The sequence below is a fragment of the Sulfurimonas xiamenensis genome, from assembly GCF_009258045.1.
In the GTDB taxonomy this organism is placed as follows: domain Bacteria; phylum Campylobacterota; class Campylobacteria; order Campylobacterales; family Sulfurimonadaceae; genus Sulfurimonas; species Sulfurimonas xiamenensis.
The window spans coordinates 1,339,014-1,358,270 of record NZ_CP041166.1 but is presented as its reverse complement, the minus strand read 5'-3'; the positions used below and the strand labels follow the sequence as shown (position 1 = coordinate 1,358,270).

The following is a 19,257-nucleotide window of genomic DNA, read 5'->3' as shown; positions in this document are numbered from 1 at the left end:
ACATGAAATATCAACATAACTTTAATCCAACAATATCTGATGAAGATATTTTTAGCGAAATTGTAAAAGAGAAAGAGTATATAGGGTACTATAATCTTGTTTTTCAAGATACATTAGAGTATAAAGAGTATGCTAAGTCCGTTAAACAAAAAAATATAGTCGTAATTGGAATCGGCGGAAGCACACTTGGAACTTACGCTATATATAAGTTTTTAAAATACTCTAAAAACTTAACTAAAAAACTCTATTTTTTGGAAACTACAGATCCGATTGATATAAAATCAAAATTGGAAAATATTGATCTAAATGATACTCTTTTTATAGTTATATCAAAATCTGGAACCACAATTGAGACTATTTCTATTTTTAAGTATATAAACTCTCTTATTACATGTGACAGAGACAATACTCTTGTTATAACAGAAAATGATTCTAAACTAAATGAATACGCAAAAGCAAATAAGATAAAATCCTTTGAAATACCAAAAAATGTAGGTGGAAGATTTTCAGTTTTTAGTGCAGTTGGATTAGTTCCGTTGGCTATCGTTGGAATAGATATAGATGAGATTTTACATGGTGCCAAAAAAAGACATGATTCATTTTTTACTCAAGGCAAAACATATGCTCGAATAGTTAAAAAAGCAAGATTTTTTATAGAGTATAAAAATAGTTTTAATATAAATGTGGTTTTTTCATACTCATCCAGACTTGAAGGATTTAACAAATGGTATATACAACTTTGGGGAGAGAGTCTGGGCAAAGTTGATATAAACAGCAGCAGACAAGGCTTAACTCCTATTGGAATTATAGGTCCGATAGATCAGCACTCCTTTTTACAATTAATTGTAGAAGGCAGAAGAGATAAAACGGTTACTGTTATAAAAGTTGATGATTTTTACAATCATTTAAAAATACCAAATATAGAGTTAACGGGCTTAAGCGAGCTGAATTATGTTGATGATATAGAGTTTTCTCTGCTTATCAACAAGCAGGCAGATGCTACAATAGAGTCAATTAATAATTTAAAAGATATACCCTGCGATGTAATTACAATAGATAGTGTGAGTGAGAGAAGCATTGCCGGTTTGATGTATGAGTATGAACTTTTAACATCTGTTTGCGCTAAATTTATGTATATAAATGCCTATGATCAACCGGGTGTAGAAGCCGGAAAAATTATTTTAAAACAAAAGCTTCAGACAAAAAGTTAAAAGTATTTGCTAATGTAGGAGAGATGCATCTCTCTTACAAACTAAGCGATAAAGTGTCCCACGAATTTGCTCATATTGTTCATAATTTCTGAACCTTTTCTAAAGCTGAGTCCGCACGCCTCATAGGCAAAGAAAACACCTGCTTGATACTTCGCACCGCTCTCATCCATATTTAGTTCCACATACTCCTGATAAACCTTTTTATAGTTGCCGTAAGGCCCATCTTGCTGGTTTAAAAGCTTTTTATCTGCACTAAATATTTTTATATTTGCACCCTCTCTGCCAAAAACACTTTTTTCTACATGCTTTACTCCCTCTAAAGGTTCAAAAGATGTTTTTAAAAGATATGGTGAGTCGGGAAATAGATCATATAAAATTTTCAGCATGCCTTTGGATTGAAAAAGCAGAGTGTATGCCGGATTTAAAATAATAGCACTTTGATTTTGCATAATATTTGTAAGTATGGTAGCAAGCTCGGGCTCATCTACTGCTATATCTTCCCATGGATAGAGTTTAAACCAGTATTCATATTGATTGTCATCTCTGTCAAAGATTCCATTTTCATCAAATTTTACATTTTCAAGATACTCAAAACCGGTGTTAAAACCTGCATCTGTTGCAATTTGCTGCAGAAGCCTTGTAGTTGCCTCCTCCTCTTCATTGCCATAAATCGAAGAAAAAAGTATCTTCCATCCATCATATCTTTTATCAAAAAGCTCTGTATCATCAAAGAGTGTTATTACTCTTTTAAAATTTTGCTGGATAGCCTCATAAACACTATTAAACTGCTTACTTTCATCCATTGCATTTTCTTTGAGAAGAGCCCATTGTAAAAGAGCAGTTTCAAATAGAGATGTTGGAGTGTCTGCGTTAAACTCCAAGAGTTTGATTGGTTTTTCGTCAATACCGCCGGCTAAATCAAATCTGCCGTAAATATGCCAATGAACATCATTTTCCCAGCTTTTTTTAATTGCATCAATAAGGTTAAAAGGGATTCCCAGCTCAAAAAATAGATTATTCTCTATAACATACTCTGCAGCTTGAACATACATATCATAGAGTTCATTTGCCGCGTTATAATAAGCTTGCGCTTCATCTGTAGTAATTTGTACCAAACTTTCACTTATATATTTGCTATTGTCGCTATCAGTGTGCCATGTAAAACCCAACTCCTCGAGCTGCTCATTTTTAAGAGGCTTAATTTTATTTAATTTAACCAATGTTATCCGCCATATCTTGTAGTTGTTGATGATGAAGCTGTACTAGAACTGCCAAAAAAGCTTTTTCTAGCAGATGTGCTGCTTCTTGATGCACCTGCAGCAGAACGACTGTAAGCACTTTTATTTACAGAAGATGCTCTTGAAGCAAAATTTTTATTATTCATTAAAGCATTTCCGATCATATTCCCTAAAAGCGAACCTGCTGCAACAGCAAGTATAGTTCCTGCAAGCCCCATACCGGCACTTCCTTCACTGCTTTGTAGTGTTTCAGATGTACCTTCTTGAACTTTTTGATACTCTTGTTCGGCTAATGCTTTCATCTCTTCTTCGTTCATAAAACGCTCAATTGTATTGCCGTTTTCATCTTTTTCGCGGATAATTGCTCTGTTTGGACCTTCTGTGGGCATCTCTTCAACTACAATGTATTTTCCGCTTGCTTGCTGTTCAATAACCAAATATCTGTTTTGCGGCTCCTGTTGTTGCGATGTACATCCGCTCAGTACGCTCATCATAACAATACCGGTACTTCCAAGTGCAATTCCGTTTGCTATCGAAGAAATATATTTCAATATTCTGTCTCCCTTTTGCTAAGTTTGATAACTCTTTTGCAACTATATTTTTTATTCATTAAAACAACTCTCTTATCTTATTTTTTTACTTTTTACTCTATTTATTTTTATAAGAGCTGATGATTTTTTTTCAATTAAACCATTTATATCTTCTATTATTATGTCAGCTTTTGATTCACAAAAATCTCTACTAAATTTTTCACTGCTTTTATTTGCAGATGTGGAGTAAAACCATGAAATATCTCTTAATAGTTGTGAATTTAGGGGAATAGGTGCAACTCTAAAAGCAAAATCATTGATGATAAATGTAGTTTTTTTAGCGCGTCTGACTAAATTTTTTCTATTTTCAACAACTCTATTGCCATCAGCTAAAAAGCTTTTAAAATCTTTATAAACTTTTATAAAAGGTTTTGTTGAGGGACGAGATTTTATCTCATAAAGTTTTTGTGAATTTTGAGATAAAAAACCGACAGTAGTGTCGGTTTGGGTTAAGAAAACAGGCATTTTTATGCTAGAAAATCTTGCAGCGCTTTTGAGTTTGACCATGAATCATCTTTCATTTCATCAAGGGCAAGAATAAGTGCTCTTGCAGCACTTAGGGTTGTAAAGTAAGGAATATTTCTTTTTAAAACTTCTTGACGGATAACAATAGCATCTTTTTTTGAAGTATTGTTGTCAGATGTATTGATTGCCATATGAATTGCATCGTTTTTCATACTGTCTTCAATATTTGGACGGCCTTCAGAGATTTTTAAAACCACCTCACACGGAATTCCTGCATTTTCAAGTACTGCTTGAGTTCCTTTTGTGGCAACTAAAGTAAAACCATGTTCTACAAGACCTTTTGCTATCTCCGGCGCATGCTTTTTATCTGTATCTACAAAAGATAAGAAACAAGTTCCCTCTGTAGGAATTTTATTTCCCGCTGAGAGTTGAGCTTTTGCGAAACTAATACCAAAGTTTGAGCTAATTCCCATGACTTCACCGGTTGATTTCATCTCAGGACCTAAGACCAAATCAGCACCGTATAATTTATGGAAAGGAAAAACTGCTTCTTTAACAGAGATATGACCTTTTAAACGAGGTTTTAAAAGTCCATTTTCTTCTGTAACAATATTGTATTTATCATAATATTTAAGCGCATCTCTTAGAGTCTCACCAACCATAACGCGTGTTGCAACTTTTGCCAACGGCATTCCTGTAGCTTTACTTACAAACGGAACAGTTCTAGAAGCTCTTGGATTTACTTCAATTAGATAGATCTCATCTTCATAAATGGCATACTGAACATTCATCAGCCCGCAAACTCCAAGACCAAGCGCGATAATTTTTGTCTGCTGTTCAACCTTTTCAATCATCTCTTTTGATAAATTTACAGGAGGAAGAGAACATGCACTGTCGCCTGAGTGAATACCAGCTTCTTCAATGTGCTGCATAACAGAACCGATATAAACATCTTTACCGTCGCAAATAGCATCAACATCAAGTTCAACTGCCTGATCTAAAAATTTATCTATTAAAACAGGAGCGTTGTTTGAAACTGATACTGCCAAATCCATATATTGTTTAAGTTCATCTTCGCAATAAACAATTCTCATTCCGCGGCCGCCAAGAACAAATGATGGTCGAACCAGTACCGGATAACCAAGTCTTTTTGCAATAACATAAGACTCCTCTTTTGTTCTAGCCAATCCGTTTGCCGGTTGTTTTAATCCATGTTGATTTACAAAATTGGAAAACTGCTCTCTATCTTCAGCCAAATCAATGACAGCAGATGGAGTTCCTGCGATTTTTGCTCCGATTTGAGTCAAGCCATTTGCCAGTTTAAGAGGAGTTTGTCCTCCAAAATGAACAATGATTCCATCAGGTTTTTCATAATCTATAACTTCTCTTACATGTTCTAAATCAATTGGCTCAAAATATAGTACATCAGAAGTATCATAATCAGTTGATACTGTTTCAGGATTACAGTTATACATTATGGTCTCTATGTCCATCTCTTTAAGGGCAAATGCAGCATGAACACAACAGTAATCAAATTCAATACCTTGACCGATCCTATTTGGCCCACCGCCGAGGATAAGAATTTTTTTCTTATCGCTTGCACGATTTGCTATATTTGGAAGTTTTGTAATATTTGTTGTAGAGTAAAGATATGGGGTTAATGCTTCAAATTCAGCAGCACAAGTGTCAACTTCATTATATTCTAAATTTATATCCATAGCTTTTCTAGCACTATAAACATCCTCTTCATCTATCTCTTTATTTGTATTTTTAGATATTAGCTGAGCAATTTTTTTATCTGAAAAGCCATCAACTTTTATCTTTCTTAAAAATTCTTCATCAGATAAAATTTTATCTGTAATACTATTTTCTGTTTTTACTATCTCTTCTATTTGATACAAAAACCAAGGATCGATATTGCAAGCCTCGAACATCTCCTCAACGCTCATTCCACGACGAAAGCCCTCCGCTACATAAAGAACTCTGTCCATATTTGGACGGCGAATCTCATGTTTAATAAAGTCTATATCTGAATTTATTTCATCAAATCCACACAAGCCGGTTTCAAGTGAACAGAGAGCTTTTTGCATAGACTCTTTAAATGTTCGCCCGATAGCCATAACTTCACCGACTGATTTCATACTTGTGCTTAAAGTGTTTTCTGCTTCAGGAAATTTTTCAAATGTAAAACGAGGAATTTTTGTAATTACATAATCAATTACCGGCTCAAAAGATGCAGGAGTTCCTGTAATGTCATTTGTAATTTCATCAAGAGTAAAGCCAACAGCTAAAAGAGTTGCAACTTTTGCAATAGGGTATCCAGTTGCTTTGGAAGCAAGAGCTGAAGAGCGCGAAACTCTAGGATTCATCTCAATTACTATCATACGCCCTGTTTTTGGATCAACTGAAAACTGAACATTGCTTCCGCCGGTATCAACGCCGATTTCACGCAAAATAGCAAAGGAAGCATCACGCATTCTTTGGTACTCTTTATCTGTTAATGTTAAAGCAGGAGCAACAGTAATACTGTCTCCCGTATGAACGCCCATCGGGTCAAAGTTTTCAATAGAACAGACGATAATGCAGTTATCTGATCTATCACGGATGACTTCCATCTCATACTCTTTCCAGCCAAGAAGAGACTCTTCTATTAAGATTTCAGTAACAGGAGATTCGTCTAACCCGCGCTTTGCAAGTTTTTTGAACTCATCCATATTGTAAGCAACGCCGCTTCCGCCGCCTGCTAAAGTAAAAGATGCACGAATAATTATAGGAAATCCGATTTTTTCCGCTGCAGCAAGAGCGTCATCCATATTGTAGGCGTACATTGAAAACGGCAGATCCATTCCAATTTTTATCATAGCCTCTTTAAATGCTGAGCGATCTTCGCCTTTATGAATAGCTTCAGGGGATGCACCTAAGAATTCTACTCCTTCTAACATTCCTTTTTCATACATTTTTGTAGCTACATTAAGTGCAGTTTGTCCTCCCATTGTGGGCAAAACTGCATCTACTTTTTCATCTTTGATAATTTTAGCAATTATCTCTTCTTTTATAGGCTCAATATATGTTCTATCTGCAAATTCAGGATCTGTCATAATTGTAGCTGGATTAGAATTGATTAGAATTACACGATAACCTAGCTCTTTTAGTGTTTTTACGGCTTGCGTTCCTGAATAATCGAATTCACAAGCTTGACCAATGATTATTGGACCTGAACCAATAAGTAAAATAGTGTTAATGTCGGTGCGTTTTGGCATTTTTTACCTTTTGTATTTATACATAAAAAAATTTGTTTATTATAGGCAAAAAGCACTTAAGATTTGATGAGTTATTTTACTTTTTTTATTATGTGAAAATAATTTGGATTATTTGCTTTATAGTACGGTTCTATAGTAGCAATTTGATATCCTTGAGATTTATTAACAGATAAAACAGTTCCGACTTTTAAATCTTTAAAAAATATTTCATCCAGTCCTGATGTAATAACTTCATCTCCCTCTTTGATGTGATACCAAGCAGGGATAAACTTGACTATTAAATATTGCGTATTGTTTCCATGCACAATTCCTGGTGCTTTTTCTTCGCCAATGTAGACTGCATAGGAACTTTTTATGTCTTTATTTAGTAGTCCCAAAGCTCTTCCTTCATTTGAAACTACAATTCCTGCGGCGAGTTCTTTATATACAAGTCCGTAAACTTTTGACGCATTATAATCTTCTATTTCTAGCCATATTCTGTTAAAATCGCCAAATTTTTGATATGAGATGGTTCTTACAAGTTCTACATTTGGGTCTGTTTTTAGAGAAGAGTTGTTTTGTGCAAAAAAATCATTTATTTCAGAGGCCAACTGCTGCATAATTAAATGATCTTTTTCATATTTTTGAAGTTTTTTTTTCAGTTCTGATATTTGTTCAGCTTGAAAAAAGTGTCTATCTAATTGATCTTGTATAAATTCAGTTGTATCATGATATTGCGATTTAATATTGTTTAAAGTAGAGATAAATGGAGATTGAATAGATTTTGAAAAATATAATGCACCCATCAAGAGTGCAAAAAATATTGAAAAAAAACCAAATAATCCTTTATTCATTTTCAAAAAGTTCTTGCAATAAATCTATCTCTTCAAGTGCTCGACCTGTTCCGCGGGCAACTGCAAGAAGCGGTTCATCTGCAACATAAACAGGGATTTTTACTATATCCGAGAGGTATTTGTCAAGTTGGCGGATAAGTGCTCCGCCGCCGGTTAATATAATACCGTGATTTACTATATCACCTGCTAAATCAGGCGGCATCTGCTCTAGCACATCGCGAAGAGCTTCTCCTATCTCTTTAAGCGGATCTCTCATCGCTTCTCTGGCATCTTCGCTTGTAAGTTCAACAGTGCTTAAAAGTCCTTCTACCTGGTCTCTTCCTGTTATTGTCATTTTTAAATCTTCATCAAGAGCTACAGCTGTTCCAATAGCGATTTTAATCTCTTCGCCAACTCTTTCTCCGATTAAAAGATTATATTTTTTTCTGATAAAGTTTACAATGCCCTGATCTATTTTATCTCCGGCTGTACGGATTGATTTTGAAAGAACAAGTCCGCCTAGTGATACAACACCGATTTCGGTAGTACCTCCACCTATGTCAACTACTAAATTTCCTCGTGGTTCTCTTATCTCTATACCGGCCCCAATTGCTGCTGCCATTGGTTCTTCTATTAGAAAAACTTCTCTTGCTCCGGCACTTAATGCAGATTCTCGAACAGCTTTTCTCTCAACCTGTGTTAATCCGTAAGGAACACAGATGATAATTCTAGGGCTTACAAGAGATCTTCTTCCATGTGCTTTTTCAATAAATTTTCTAATCATTTTTTCTGTTATATCAAAGTCGGCTATAACACCGTCGCGCATAGGACGGATTGCTTTGATATTGCCTGGAGTTTTTCCGACCATCTCTTTTGCTTCTTGACCGACTGCCAAGACTCTCTGTCTGCCATATTTTTCAGTTTTTACCGCAACAACAGAGGGCTCATTTATAATTATGCCTCTGCCTTTTGCTATAACAATTGTATTTGCAGTTCCTAAATCGATAGCTAAATCATTTGAAAAAAGACCGACTAATTTGTTAAATATCATTGTATTGCCTTATGCTATTTGTTTTGAGTGTTTTTTTATATAGACTGGAGCTTCGCCATCATCAATTACAGCTTTTGTAATTAATAGTTCGTATCCACTATACTCTGGAAGTTCATACATAATATCTATCATATTTTCTTCTAAAATAGCACGAAGCCCGCGAGCACCGGTTTTTCTCTTTAGAGCTTTTGTTGCAATAGCTCTTAATGCATCCTCTTCAAAATTGAGTTCAACATTATCAATTGAAAATAGTTTTTTGTATTGTTTGATAATCGAATTTTTTGGTTCAGTCAGTATTCGAACCATATCATCTTCAGTAATTTCATTGAGTGATGCAATGATAGGAAGACGCCCTACCAGCTCTGGAATAAGACCATAACTTACCAAGTCATCAGGCTCAACTATGTCATAGCTTAGTTTTTGTTCATTTTTGCTCTTTTTCTCATGACCGAAACCTAAAATATTTTCGCCCTGTTTTCTTTTTAGTATCTCATCAAGACCGTCAAACGCACCGCCGCAGATAAATAAGATTCCTGTTGTATCAATTGAAATAAACTCTTGATTAGGGTGTTTTCTTCCACCTTTTGGCGGGATATTTACAACAGCACCCTCTATAATTTTTAAAAGTGCCTGCTGTACGCCTTCGCCTGAAACATCACGAGTAATAGAACGGTTTTCGCTCATGCGCGAAATTTTGTCTATCTCATCTATAAAAACTATTCCTCTTTGTGCTTTTTGAACATCACCCTCAGCTGCTTGCAGCAGCTTTGTTAAAATATTTTCAACATCTTCTCCGACATATCCAGCTTCAGTAAGACTTGTAGCGTCAGCTATGGCAATAGGAACATTTAGGACTCTGGCAATTGTTTGAGCCATAAGAGTTTTTCCGCTTCCTGTCGGTCCAATAAGAAGTATATTTGATTTTGCAATTTCTGTATCATCATCTTCTAGATTTTGATTTTTAAAAATTCTCTTATAATGATTATAAACTGCAACACTTAAAAGTTTTCTTGCTCGTTCTTGCCCGATAATATAATCAGATAAAAAGTTGTTTAACTCTTTGGGAGTCATAAGATTTTCAACAGTTTCCATCAACCCTTCATCTTGTGAAGAGATTGAAGCGCTGTCGTCTCCAAACATTATCTTATATGCCGAAATAACACAATTTTTACATATATACACACCGTTTCCGGCAATTAAAGGATTCGTGTCACTCTCTTTGGCACCGCAAAAGCTACATGTTCTGTTGATCATAAATTTTTCCTCTCATATGGAATTCCGCGTTTTGTTTTAAGAACAAAGTTGCAAAGTTTTTGAACATTATGGTTTTTAGTTTTTTCAAGCAGCTCATTTGCAACATCTTTTAGCGGTTTTCCAGCTTCAAATAGCTCTCTGTAAGCAGATTTTAACTCATCTATATCTTCACGGCTTAAATTTCTTCTAAGTCCTGTTAGATTTAAGCCTCTAAGCGTTGCACGATTTCCCTCTGCCATACAAAATGGGGGAATATCCTGCGCTAAAGCAGAAGCTCCTGCAACCATTGCGTAATCACCGATATGAACAAATTGATGGATAGGAGTCATTCCGCCGATAACTGCATAATCTCCCATTTCTACATGTCCTGCAAGTGTTGCTGCATTTGCTAAGATACAATGGTTTCCGATAATTACATCATGTCCAATATGCACATATCCCATAAAAAGGTTGTGTGAGCCGATAATTGTTTTTCCGCCTCCGCCTTTTGTGCCTGGATTGAAAAGTGTAAACTCTCTGATTTTATTGTTATCACCTATAATAAGCTCTACATCTTCACCGGCAAATTTGAGATCTTGTGGAGCTGAACCTATAACGGCATGTGAAAATATATGATTATTTTTGCCTATGGTTGTTTTTCCGTAAATGGATGTACTTTGCTCTATTTTTGTGCCGTCACCGATAGTGGTAGCCGAAGAGATAAAGCAGTACGGTCCGATCTCAACATCTTTGCCGATAACAGCACCTTTTTCAATAATTGCCAGGGGAGAAATTTTATTCAATGATCTACCTTTATTTATCTACAATCATAGCTTTGAGTTCAGCTTCTGAAACTAAAACATCATCAACATAAGCTTTGCCATCAAGCATCCAGATAGCACCTTTATTTTTTATAACCTTAAGACGATACTCTAGTCTATCTCCAGGTTTTACAGGATTACGAAATTTAGCTTTGTCAATACTCATAAAATATACAACTTTATTAGCAGCTTCTTCCTCTGTCATATTTCCCATGCTTTTAAATGCCAAAATACCGCCTGCCTGAGCCATACCTTCTAAAATCATAACGCCTGGATAGATGGGATGACCCGGGAAGTGGCCTTGAAAAATATTATCACCGATTGTTATATTTTTAAATCCTACTAAATATTCATTTTCTTTGATCTCAGTAACTCGGTCTAAAAGTAAAAAGGGATAACGATGAGGTATAATTTTTTGAATCTCTATAACATCCATAATCATAATACAAAAGCCTTTATAATAATTTTGGCTATTTTAGCGAAAAAAAGATTATAGAATCATTAGTTTTTCTTTAGTGTCTTCGTAAACTTTAGCATCAAGTTCTATAGTAAGTTTTGTTTGAGGGATTTTATCAATTATGATGATTGGGCTTAAATCATAATTTGTATTTGTTAAAATTTTTCTAAATTTTAGTTCATCATCATAAGCCGGAGGATTAAAGAGCAGCTCTTTTAATGTTTTATAATGTAAGTTGCATGTTTGATTAAAAAAATCCAGTGTTACAAATTTTATCTCTTCTCGATTAAAATAACCGATATTATTGTGTAAAAACTCTATTTTTCCCTGTGTTTTTTTTCTTGGAAGAGTAGAGTAGAAGAGAGCATATGCGGGGATAACTTCACTTTTTTGTGAAATTAGTTTAAAGTTAAATTGGCGATAGTTTAAAAATTTCTCTTTTATGATTTTATAAGTAATATTTTTATCTTCAAGTTTTATGCGATATCTGTATAGCTCTAAACGCTCTTCTATTGATGCTGGCAAGATTTGGTTTGAAACTGAAGAAAACATCTCATCCATTAAGCGGTTTTGTTGCTTTCTTTGCATAGTGAGTCCATAAATGCACCCGCAGTAATCCTGGCGATAGAGCTGCTTCTCTTTTGTTACACGGCTCTGATCCTGTGTTCCTCCGTTTGAACGATAATCAACAGCTATAAATGAAACGCCATATTTTTTAAAAAAAAGATCACCGCTTTTTTTAAGCTGTTGCTGTGATTTTAAAGGACTGACAAGCAGCGTTGTTGTTACTTTTTTTTCACCAAGTTCAAGAGCTTTTTGCACACTTACTTCAAATCTTTTATCGAAGCATGCCTCACATCTTTTACCTTTTTCAGGTTCATCTTCCAAGCCTTTTACTGTTTTTATCCATGTTTCAAAATCATAAGGACCTTCAAGAAGTTCAATGCCCAGTTTTTTACATGAACGCTTTACATCAAGCAGACGAAGCTGGTACTCTGAATAGGGGTGAATATTTGGGTCATAGAAGAAGCCTATCAGCTTCTCCTGCGGATAGTCACGCTGCAGCTTTTGTAGAAAAAAATGTGAATCAACGCTGCAGCAGATATGTACTAGCATAAAATTTTATTTACTGTTTTTTTTATTTACGAGTTTCAAAAATCTCGATAGAGTTGATTCCGTCTTGACCTTGGATACTATCAAGAACTGCAAAACTTTGGGCATCATCTTCTTCAATAACACCAAAAACAGTGTGCACTCCATCAAGGTGCGGTGTTGGAACAAATGTAATAAAGAATTGGCTTCCACCTGTATTTGGTCCGGCATGTGCCATAGATAGAGCACCTCTTTTGTGTTTTGTAATGTTTTTGTCTGTTTCACAAGGAATTGCCCAGTCAGGTCCGCCCGTTCCTGTTCCATGTGGACAGCCTCCCTGTGCCATAAATCCTGGAATTACACGGTGAAAATTAAGACCGTTATAAAAACCTGATTCTGCTAAATGTGCAAAGTTTGCCACAGTATTTGGAGCTTCTTCGGGAAGCAGTTTTAACCATATATCGCCTTTACTTGTTGCAATTTTTGCCCATTGAAATTTATTTATCTCTTCAGCGCTTAATTCATATCTTCTTAGTTTTTTTCCAAACATATTTTTGCCTTTTTATTTTTTTTAGAATTATAATCTAAGTTTAATAATATATAATCATATACATGAAAATAAAATCAATTTTTCAAAATATAACAATAAAACGGGCTAATCTTTTTACAATTTTGTTTATATTTTTACTTACTATGATTTTTGTTACTCTTCTTGTTGATGAGATGTATAAAGATTATGAGAGAGCACTTCAGCAGAGCTCTTTAGTTAAAAGTGATACTTTTTCAGATTCCAAAAAATTAGAGCAAAATAAAAAAAAGTTAAAAGCGCTTCTTGTAAAAACAGTTTTAGCAATTATGACGCTCTCTTTTATACTGTTTGGAGTTTTTTTAGGTTTTAATACTCTTTTTAACAAATTACTACAGAGAGATACGCAAACTTTTTTGGATTTTTTTAAAAAAGCTGTTGACCATGATGAGGCGATAAACCCGAATACCATATTTTTTCAGGATTTTAAAGATATGGTCGGTTATGCAAATGAGATGGTCAGTAAAATTAATGAGCAAAAGAAAAGTCTCAAAGAGCTTAATCTTGGGCTTGAAGAGAGAGTAAAGAAAAAAACTGCGGCACTTTTAGAGATTAATAAAAATCTAGAAGAGGAAAAAACATTTTCGCAAGATCTTCTTAATGCTCAAAAAGAGTTTTTGCGTTACACGGTTCATGAAACAAATACGCCTCTTAGTGTTATATTAACAAGTATTGAGCTTTATTTAATGAAACATCCAAAAGATAGACAGCTATCTAAAATAGAAGCTGCCGTTAAAAATATTTTTAGTATATATGATGATTTGAGTTACTTGGTGAAAAAAGATCAGATAGAGTATAAAAAAACTGTAATAAATTTAAATAATTTTTTAAACAGCAGAATAGATTTTTTTACAGAAGTTGCTGAATTTTCAAAAATACATTTTAACTTTATCTCTCCTGATGAAGAGTTATATATATATTTTAATGAGACGAAACTTCAAAGAGTAGTAGACAATACATTGACAAATGCTATAAAATACACGCTTCCGGGTGAAAATGTTTATATAAAATTAGTAAAAGTTGGTGCATATGTAGAGTTTATAGTAAGCAGCAGATCAAAAATTATTAAAGATACAGATAAAGTGTTTGAAGCTTACTATAGAGAAGAGAAGAGCAGAGACGGATTTGGACTTGGACTTGGACTAGTAAAAAGCATATGTGAAGAGGAAAATATAGAAGTAAGTGTTACCTCCAGTGATAAATTAACTACATTTAGCTATAAATTTAAAATAATGGGAGACTGATGAAAATATTGCTTTTAGAAGATGAGGTAATGCTTAATGAGTCAATTTGTGAATATCTTGAATCTGATGGACATCAAATAGAGAGCTTTTTTGACGGAATTGATGCACTTAAAGCTATAAAAGATAACTCTTATGATCTGCTGGTACTCGATATTACCGTTCCAGGTCTTGATGGTCTCTCCTTTTTAGAACATATTCATGCGTTGAAGATTCATGTACCTGCCATCTATATAAGCGCTTTAGTCGATATTGAAGATATTTCAAAAGCTTATGATTTGGGATGTAATGATTATCTAAAAAAACCTTTCCATTTAAAAGAGTTATTGTTGAGAGTAAATAGAGTAAAACTTCTAGTCAATACCCCAAGAGTACATCTAAGACTCTCTAAAAACTATAGTTACGATCAGGAACACAGCAGATTGCTTTTTAACCAAGAACCGCAAATTCTTACAAAAAGACAGTCTCAAATCATAGATATTCTTTCCCGTAATCGCGGACGCATTGTTGATTTTGAACAGTTTCAGAGCTATGTCTGGAGTGAGCAGATGGTTGATAACGCTACTATTCGTGCAGAAATAAACAGGTTGAAAAAAAACCTCAAGGAAGATTTTATTATCAATGTGCGCGGCATGGGATATATGATAGATAAGCCGTAATACCCCATGCTATTTTATAAAGTTAATTATCATCCTTTGGCGTTGCTTCTTGAATAGTTTTATAAAAATAACCAAGCCCTACAAACATAATTGTTGTTCCTATAAGCAGATAAAAGGCTGAGAGCATATTTGAAAGATCTCCAAGTGCAATTTTAAACACTACCATTAGTGATTCAATAGATAGTGCGATAATTATAGAGATTAAAAATTTACCCAATACTTTGTACTGTTTATCTTCAGATTTATGAAATGACTGATACATAACCTCATGTTCAAAAATTTGTTTTGCAAGATCGTAAATTGCCAATCCAAGGGTTATGGAAATAATTGACCTGAATATATCATTTAGAAAGTTTGACATTGATAGAGAAAACATAAGCATAAAAAACACGAATACGCCATATCCTATAAGAGCGATAGAAACCAGAGCCAGAGAAGTAGAGCCAAAAAGGTAGACAACTCTTTTGACTTTATCATGAAAACTGTTGTATTCAATTAGTTTAAGCCCTTCAAGCAGATGGATAAGATCTATATCAAAAACATAATATGTTGAATCTACTAAATGAACAACTGAGATGCTTGCCTTACCTGTTTTATAATGAATATATGGGTTCGAGATATAAATATTATCTTCATCAAGATTGAGTTTTACAAAATAGTGGCTTTTGTTGTTTCCTATCTGAGAAGTATCAGACTCTTTTTTATATACAGTAGGTGTTGATTGCTTAAATTTAGCATCAACGCCATATATAAGCTGTATATAATTATATCTACTAAATATTTTTGCAGACTCTTTTATATAGTCACTCGGCAAACTTTTTATAAGAGTCTTAATATAAGAATCTACACTGATTTTTTGTTTTCTATAAACATTTATAATTTCTCTCATTGTGTCCATCCCTCTTTTATAAATTTAGATATCTTATTATAAAACAATCATTATAGTATGGTGTAAATATATTAAGTATTTTTTTTATGGAAATTTAAAAAATTTCTTTTAAGGTGAGCTAGATATTAAAAATAAGTTACTTTTCTACTCATTTTTTGAAATTAAAAATTTAAAACATAACTTTTCTTCACATTGCTATGTTCGTGCTATTTTTCTTTTTTACTATTAGTTTGATGAAATTCTTTAAAGGAGAAAAAATGAAAAAAGGGTTGATGTTAAGTGTAGTAACATTTGGATTAATTGCTTCTTCGCATTTAAATGCTGCGGAAGATTTAAGCAGTATGTTTTCTGAAGGAAAAGCTAGCGGTCAAATTCGTATGTTTTATATAGACAGAGAGTATCAAGGAAGTGCAGGAAATACAACACATAGAGGTTCAACTGCAATTGGCGGATATTTAAAGTATGAGACGGCTTCTCTTAACGGTTTAAGTTTTGCAACTGCATTTTATACTACAAATGAGATAGATTCTCGCGAAACTATGGATCCGACTCTATTTGGTGAAGGCAATGACAACTATTCAATGCTGGGTGAAGCTTATCTTCAGTACAAATTTGAAAATACAACATTTAAAGCAGGACGCCAAAAACTTTCAACTCCTATGCTGGGTGATGATGATGCAAGAATGCTTCCAAACTTATTTGAGGCTTATGTTTTAACAAACAAAGATATTACAGATACAACGCTTACTCTTGGACATGTAACAAAGTTTGCACAAGGAACATTTGGTCGTGCTTATAATGGTGGAATTTTATCTGCAACAGCAGGTTACTCTTATGTTAATTCTCAAGATTATGCGGGAGAATTTAAAAATGTAGGAACATATGCTTTTGATGAGTCAACAGACGGTATCACAATGGCTTCTGTTACATATACAGGCATAGATAACTTAAAACTTCAGTTGTGGGATTATTACGCACATGATATTATGAACATAGTATATGGAGAGGCTAACTTTTCATGGAACTGTTTAATAACTGATGCAATCAAGCCTTATGCAGGAGTACAGTTTATCAAAGAGAACTCTGTCGGAGATGAATTTGGCGGTGAGATAGAGAGTACATACGGTGCGGCAAAAGTTGGATTTAAAGTACAAAATTTTAATCTATCGTTTGCTTATTCACAAACAGGTGAGAATGATGCAGCAGACAATAATAACTATCTTGAAAATGCAATTGTGTCTGCGTGGGGTGGAATGCCGGCATATACACAAGGTATGGTAACGCGCCATATGTTTTTAGCTGGTACAAAAGCTGCAAAGGTAGCTGCATCATATAATTTTAAAGATATGGGCACAAACTTAACAACTGCAGCTTATTATACTGAGTTTGATATGGATGAAAACAGTGGATATGGTGTAGAGAGAACTGCTAGTGAAGCAGGATTTGATGCAATCTATAAGCCACAGGCTGTAAAAAATCTTCAACTTCGTCTCCGCGGAAACTTTCCAAGAGGTTTTGCAGAGAGCACAAGCGGTAAAACTGGCTGGAATGAGTACAGATTTATTGCAAACTATAACTTTTAAAGGAAAAAAAGATGCATAAAGATATCGTAGAAGTGGTCAAGAATGACCCAAATTATCAAGAGTTAGTAGCAAAGAGAAGCTCTTTTGCCGTGATGCTCTCCATCATCATGCTAGTAGTCTATTTTGGATTTATCCTTATGATTGCCTATTTTCCAGAAGTGCTTGGAACTCCGCTATCTGAGGGTTCTGTAACAACGGTAGGAATTCCAGTCGGGATGGGAGTTATCTTTTTTGCTTTTATTTTAACGGGTATTTATACAAAAAGAGCAAACGGCGAGTTTGATGACTTAAATAACAAAATCAAAGAGAAAGTGAAGGGAATGTAGATGATAAATAGAATATTTTTATTTTTAATTCTCGGCAGTGTTGCAGTTTTTGCAGCAGGAGCAATTGAGGGTGAAGTAGCAAAACAAGATCTTAATGTACCTGCAATTGTAATGTTCGTTATTTTTGTCGGTGCTACACTGGGAATAACATATTGGGCTGCAAAGCGTACAAAAAGTGCAAAAGATTTTTATACTGCAGGCGGTGGAATAACAGGTTTTCAAAATGGTATGGCAATTGCAGGTGATTATATGTCGGCAGCATCGTTTTTAGGTATATCAGGACTTGTTTATCTTAACGGATATGACGGACTTATCTACTCTATCGGGTTTTTGGTCGGTTGGCCGGTTGTTCTATTTATGATTGCAGAACCGCTTCGTAACTTAGGAAAGTATACATTTGCCGATGTTGCATCGTATAGATTACGCCAAACACCTATTCGTATTTTAGCGGCATCGGGTTCGATAGCAACGGTTATTTTGTATCTTATTGCTCAAATGGTTGGTTCTGGAAAACTTATTCAACTTCTTTTTGGTCTTCAGTATGAAATAGCTGTAATTATTGTAGGTGTTTTAATGATTCTTTATGTAACATTTGGAGGTATGCTTGCAACTACTTGGGTTCAAATTATTAAAGCATTCCTGCTTCTTGCAGGTGCAACATTTATGGCACTGGCTGTAATGGCACACTATAACTTTAACTTTGGTCAGTTATTTGCACATGCAACAGAGTTAAAAGGAATTGAGATTATGAGTCCGGGTGGTTTGGTAAGTGATCCAATCTCAGCGATTTCTCTTGCAGTAGCTCTTATATTTGGTGTTGCAGGTCTTCCTCATATCTTAATGAGATTTTTTACCGTAGGTGATGCAAAAGAGGCTAGAAAGTCGGTATTTTATGCAACAGGTTTTATCGGTTACTTTTATATTTTGACTTTTATTATCGGTTTTGGTGCTATCGTTATGGTTTTTCAAAATCCTGAGTATTTGGATGTTGCTAAACAAGCAGTAAGTGGTGGAGCTCCGATACTTGGCGGAAACAATATGGCGGCTATTCACTTAAGCCATGCAGTTGGCGGCGACTTCTTCCTGGGCTTTATCTCAGCTGTTGCATTTGCTACAATTTTAGCGGTTGTTTCAGGTCTTACACTTGCAGGTGCTTCTGCAATAAGTCATGACCTTTATGCTTCTGTTATTAAAAAAGGACAGATTGACTCTATTACAGAGATGAAAGTTTCAAAAGCTGCTACTATAGCGCTTGGAATTATCGCGATTATTATGGGTATCTTGTTTGAACAGCAAAATATTGCGTTTGTTGTGGGTCTTGCGTTTGCTATTGCGGCATCTGCTAACTTCCCGATTCTTTTCCTTTCAATGTACTGGAGAGGTTTAACAACTCGCGGTGCTGTTATTGGCGGTAGTTTAGGTTTAGCGACAGCTGTACTTTTAGTTATCCTTGGTCCAATTGTGTGGGTTGATATTTTAGGAAATGCGACAGCAATTTTCCCTTATAAATATCCGGCACTCTTTTCTGTAATTGTTGCTTTTGTTGGAACTTACATCTTCTCTGTAACTGATAAATCTCAGGGAGCAAAAGATGAAGCAGAAGCTTTTGAAGCGCAATATATCAGAGCACAAACTGGTATCGGCGCTGAAGGTGCGACTGAGCATTAATAACATTAGAACAAAAGGAAAAAATTCCTTTTGTTTGTATAGTGAAATTTTTTTAAAAGAGTCAATAATGGAGTT

Annotated in this window: 18 protein-coding genes; 6 read left to right on the top strand and 12 right to left on the bottom strand. The window is 34.6% G+C overall.

From position 1 onward, the window contains the following. Window positions 1-2: 2 nt before the first annotated feature. Window positions 3-1,211, top strand: coding sequence for a glucose-6-phosphate isomerase (locus FJR47_RS06860; protein WP_152299707.1), 1,209 nt, complete (start codon window positions 3-5; stop codon window positions 1,209-1,211). A gap of 41 nt (window positions 1,212-1,252) precedes the next feature. On the opposite strand, the gene FJR47_RS06855 is transcribed toward FJR47_RS06860, so the two are convergent. From FJR47_RS06855 to FJR47_RS06805, 11 genes are all read right to left on the bottom strand, one after another. Next, a complete protein-coding gene (locus FJR47_RS06855) occupies window positions 1,253-2,431 on the bottom strand; it encodes a glutathionylspermidine synthase family protein (protein ID WP_152299706.1) in 1,179 nt (392 codons plus the stop codon). 2 nt (window positions 2,432-2,433) lie between these two features. Then, complete coding sequence (locus FJR47_RS06850; RefSeq protein WP_152299705.1) at window positions 2,434-3,000, bottom strand: Cj0371 family chemotaxis-regulating polar lipoprotein; 567 nt, start codon at window positions 2,998-3,000, stop codon at window positions 2,434-2,436. A 72-nt stretch (window positions 3,001-3,072) separates the two neighbouring features. Next, a complete protein-coding gene (locus FJR47_RS06845) occupies window positions 3,073-3,546 on the bottom strand; it encodes a Sua5/YciO/YrdC/YwlC family protein (RefSeq protein WP_241855386.1) in 474 nt (157 codons plus the stop codon). Then, window positions 3,507-6,764 (bottom strand): carbamoyl-phosphate synthase large subunit, encoded by a 3,258-nt coding sequence (gene carB / locus FJR47_RS06840; protein WP_152299704.1) that lies wholly within the window; start codon window positions 6,762-6,764, stop codon window positions 3,507-3,509. Before carB ends, FJR47_RS06845 begins: the two co-directional genes overlap by 40 nt. 71 nt (window positions 6,765-6,835) lie before the next feature. Beyond that, entirely contained in the window at window positions 6,836-7,597 is a 762-nt protein-coding gene (gene mreC, locus FJR47_RS06835) for a rod shape-determining protein MreC (RefSeq protein WP_152299703.1), read from the bottom strand. Further along, a complete protein-coding gene (locus FJR47_RS06830; RefSeq protein WP_152299702.1) occupies window positions 7,590-8,627 on the bottom strand; it encodes a rod shape-determining protein in 1,038 nt (345 codons plus the stop codon). Before FJR47_RS06830 ends, mreC begins: the two co-directional genes overlap by 8 nt. A 9-nt stretch (window positions 8,628-8,636) precedes the next feature. Next, entirely contained in the window at window positions 8,637-9,881 is a 1,245-nt protein-coding gene (clpX, locus tag FJR47_RS06825; RefSeq protein ID WP_152299701.1) for an ATP-dependent Clp protease ATP-binding subunit ClpX, read from the bottom strand. After that, a complete protein-coding gene (gene lpxA, locus FJR47_RS06820) occupies window positions 9,878-10,663 on the bottom strand; it encodes an acyl-ACP--UDP-N-acetylglucosamine O-acyltransferase (protein ID WP_152299700.1) in 786 nt (261 codons plus the stop codon). Before lpxA ends, clpX begins: the two co-directional genes overlap by 4 nt. Before the next feature lie 10 nt (window positions 10,664-10,673). Then, window positions 10,674-11,120: a 3-hydroxyacyl-ACP dehydratase FabZ gene (fabZ, locus tag FJR47_RS06815; protein ID WP_188093769.1), complete on the bottom strand. Its 447-nt coding sequence runs from the start codon at window positions 11,118-11,120 to the stop codon at window positions 10,674-10,676. 51 nt (window positions 11,121-11,171) lie between these two features. Further along, window positions 11,172-12,254: an epoxyqueuosine reductase QueH gene (locus tag FJR47_RS06810; RefSeq protein WP_152299698.1), complete on the bottom strand. Its 1,083-nt coding sequence runs from the start codon at window positions 12,252-12,254 to the stop codon at window positions 11,172-11,174. 22 nt (window positions 12,255-12,276) lie between these two features. Further along, entirely contained in the window at window positions 12,277-12,780 is a 504-nt protein-coding gene (locus FJR47_RS06805) for a peptidylprolyl isomerase (RefSeq protein WP_152299697.1), read from the bottom strand. A 62-nt stretch (window positions 12,781-12,842) separates the two neighbouring features. On the opposite strand from FJR47_RS06805, the gene FJR47_RS06800 reads away from it, so the two are divergent. Together FJR47_RS06800 and FJR47_RS06795 are read left to right on the top strand one after the other, a co-directional pair. Then, entirely contained in the window at window positions 12,843-14,060 is a 1,218-nt protein-coding gene (locus FJR47_RS06800) for a sensor histidine kinase (RefSeq protein ID WP_152299696.1), read from the top strand. Then, a complete protein-coding gene (locus FJR47_RS06795) occupies window positions 14,060-14,716 on the top strand; it encodes a response regulator transcription factor (protein WP_152299695.1) in 657 nt (218 codons plus the stop codon). Before FJR47_RS06800 ends, FJR47_RS06795 begins: the two co-directional genes overlap by 1 nt. A gap of 22 nt (window positions 14,717-14,738) precedes the next feature. Here the strand turns inward: FJR47_RS06795 and FJR47_RS06790 are convergent, their stop codons facing one another. Then, on the bottom strand, window positions 14,739-15,605 hold the full coding sequence (locus tag FJR47_RS06790) for a hypothetical protein (protein ID WP_152299694.1): 867 nt from the start codon (window positions 15,603-15,605) through the stop codon (window positions 14,739-14,741). A 257-nt stretch (window positions 15,606-15,862) separates the two neighbouring features. Between FJR47_RS06790 and FJR47_RS06785 the strand changes: the two genes are divergently transcribed. From FJR47_RS06785 to FJR47_RS06775, 3 genes are read left to right on the top strand one after another with little or no spacing between them, the layout of a single operon-like run. Continuing rightward, on the top strand, window positions 15,863-17,188 hold the full coding sequence (locus tag FJR47_RS06785) for an OprD family outer membrane porin (RefSeq protein ID WP_152299693.1): 1,326 nt from the start codon (window positions 15,863-15,865) through the stop codon (window positions 17,186-17,188). 11 nt (window positions 17,189-17,199) lie between these two features. After that, window positions 17,200-17,514 carry a DUF485 domain-containing protein gene (locus tag FJR47_RS06780; protein WP_152299692.1) on the top strand — a complete coding sequence of 105 codons (315 nt, stop codon included), beginning with the start codon at window positions 17,200-17,202 and terminating at the stop codon, window positions 17,512-17,514. After that, on the top strand, window positions 17,515-19,182 hold the full coding sequence (locus FJR47_RS06775; protein ID WP_152299691.1) for a cation acetate symporter: 1,668 nt from the start codon (window positions 17,515-17,517) through the stop codon (window positions 19,180-19,182). It begins immediately after the preceding gene. The last annotated feature ends 75 nt before the right edge of the window (window positions 19,183-19,257 follow it).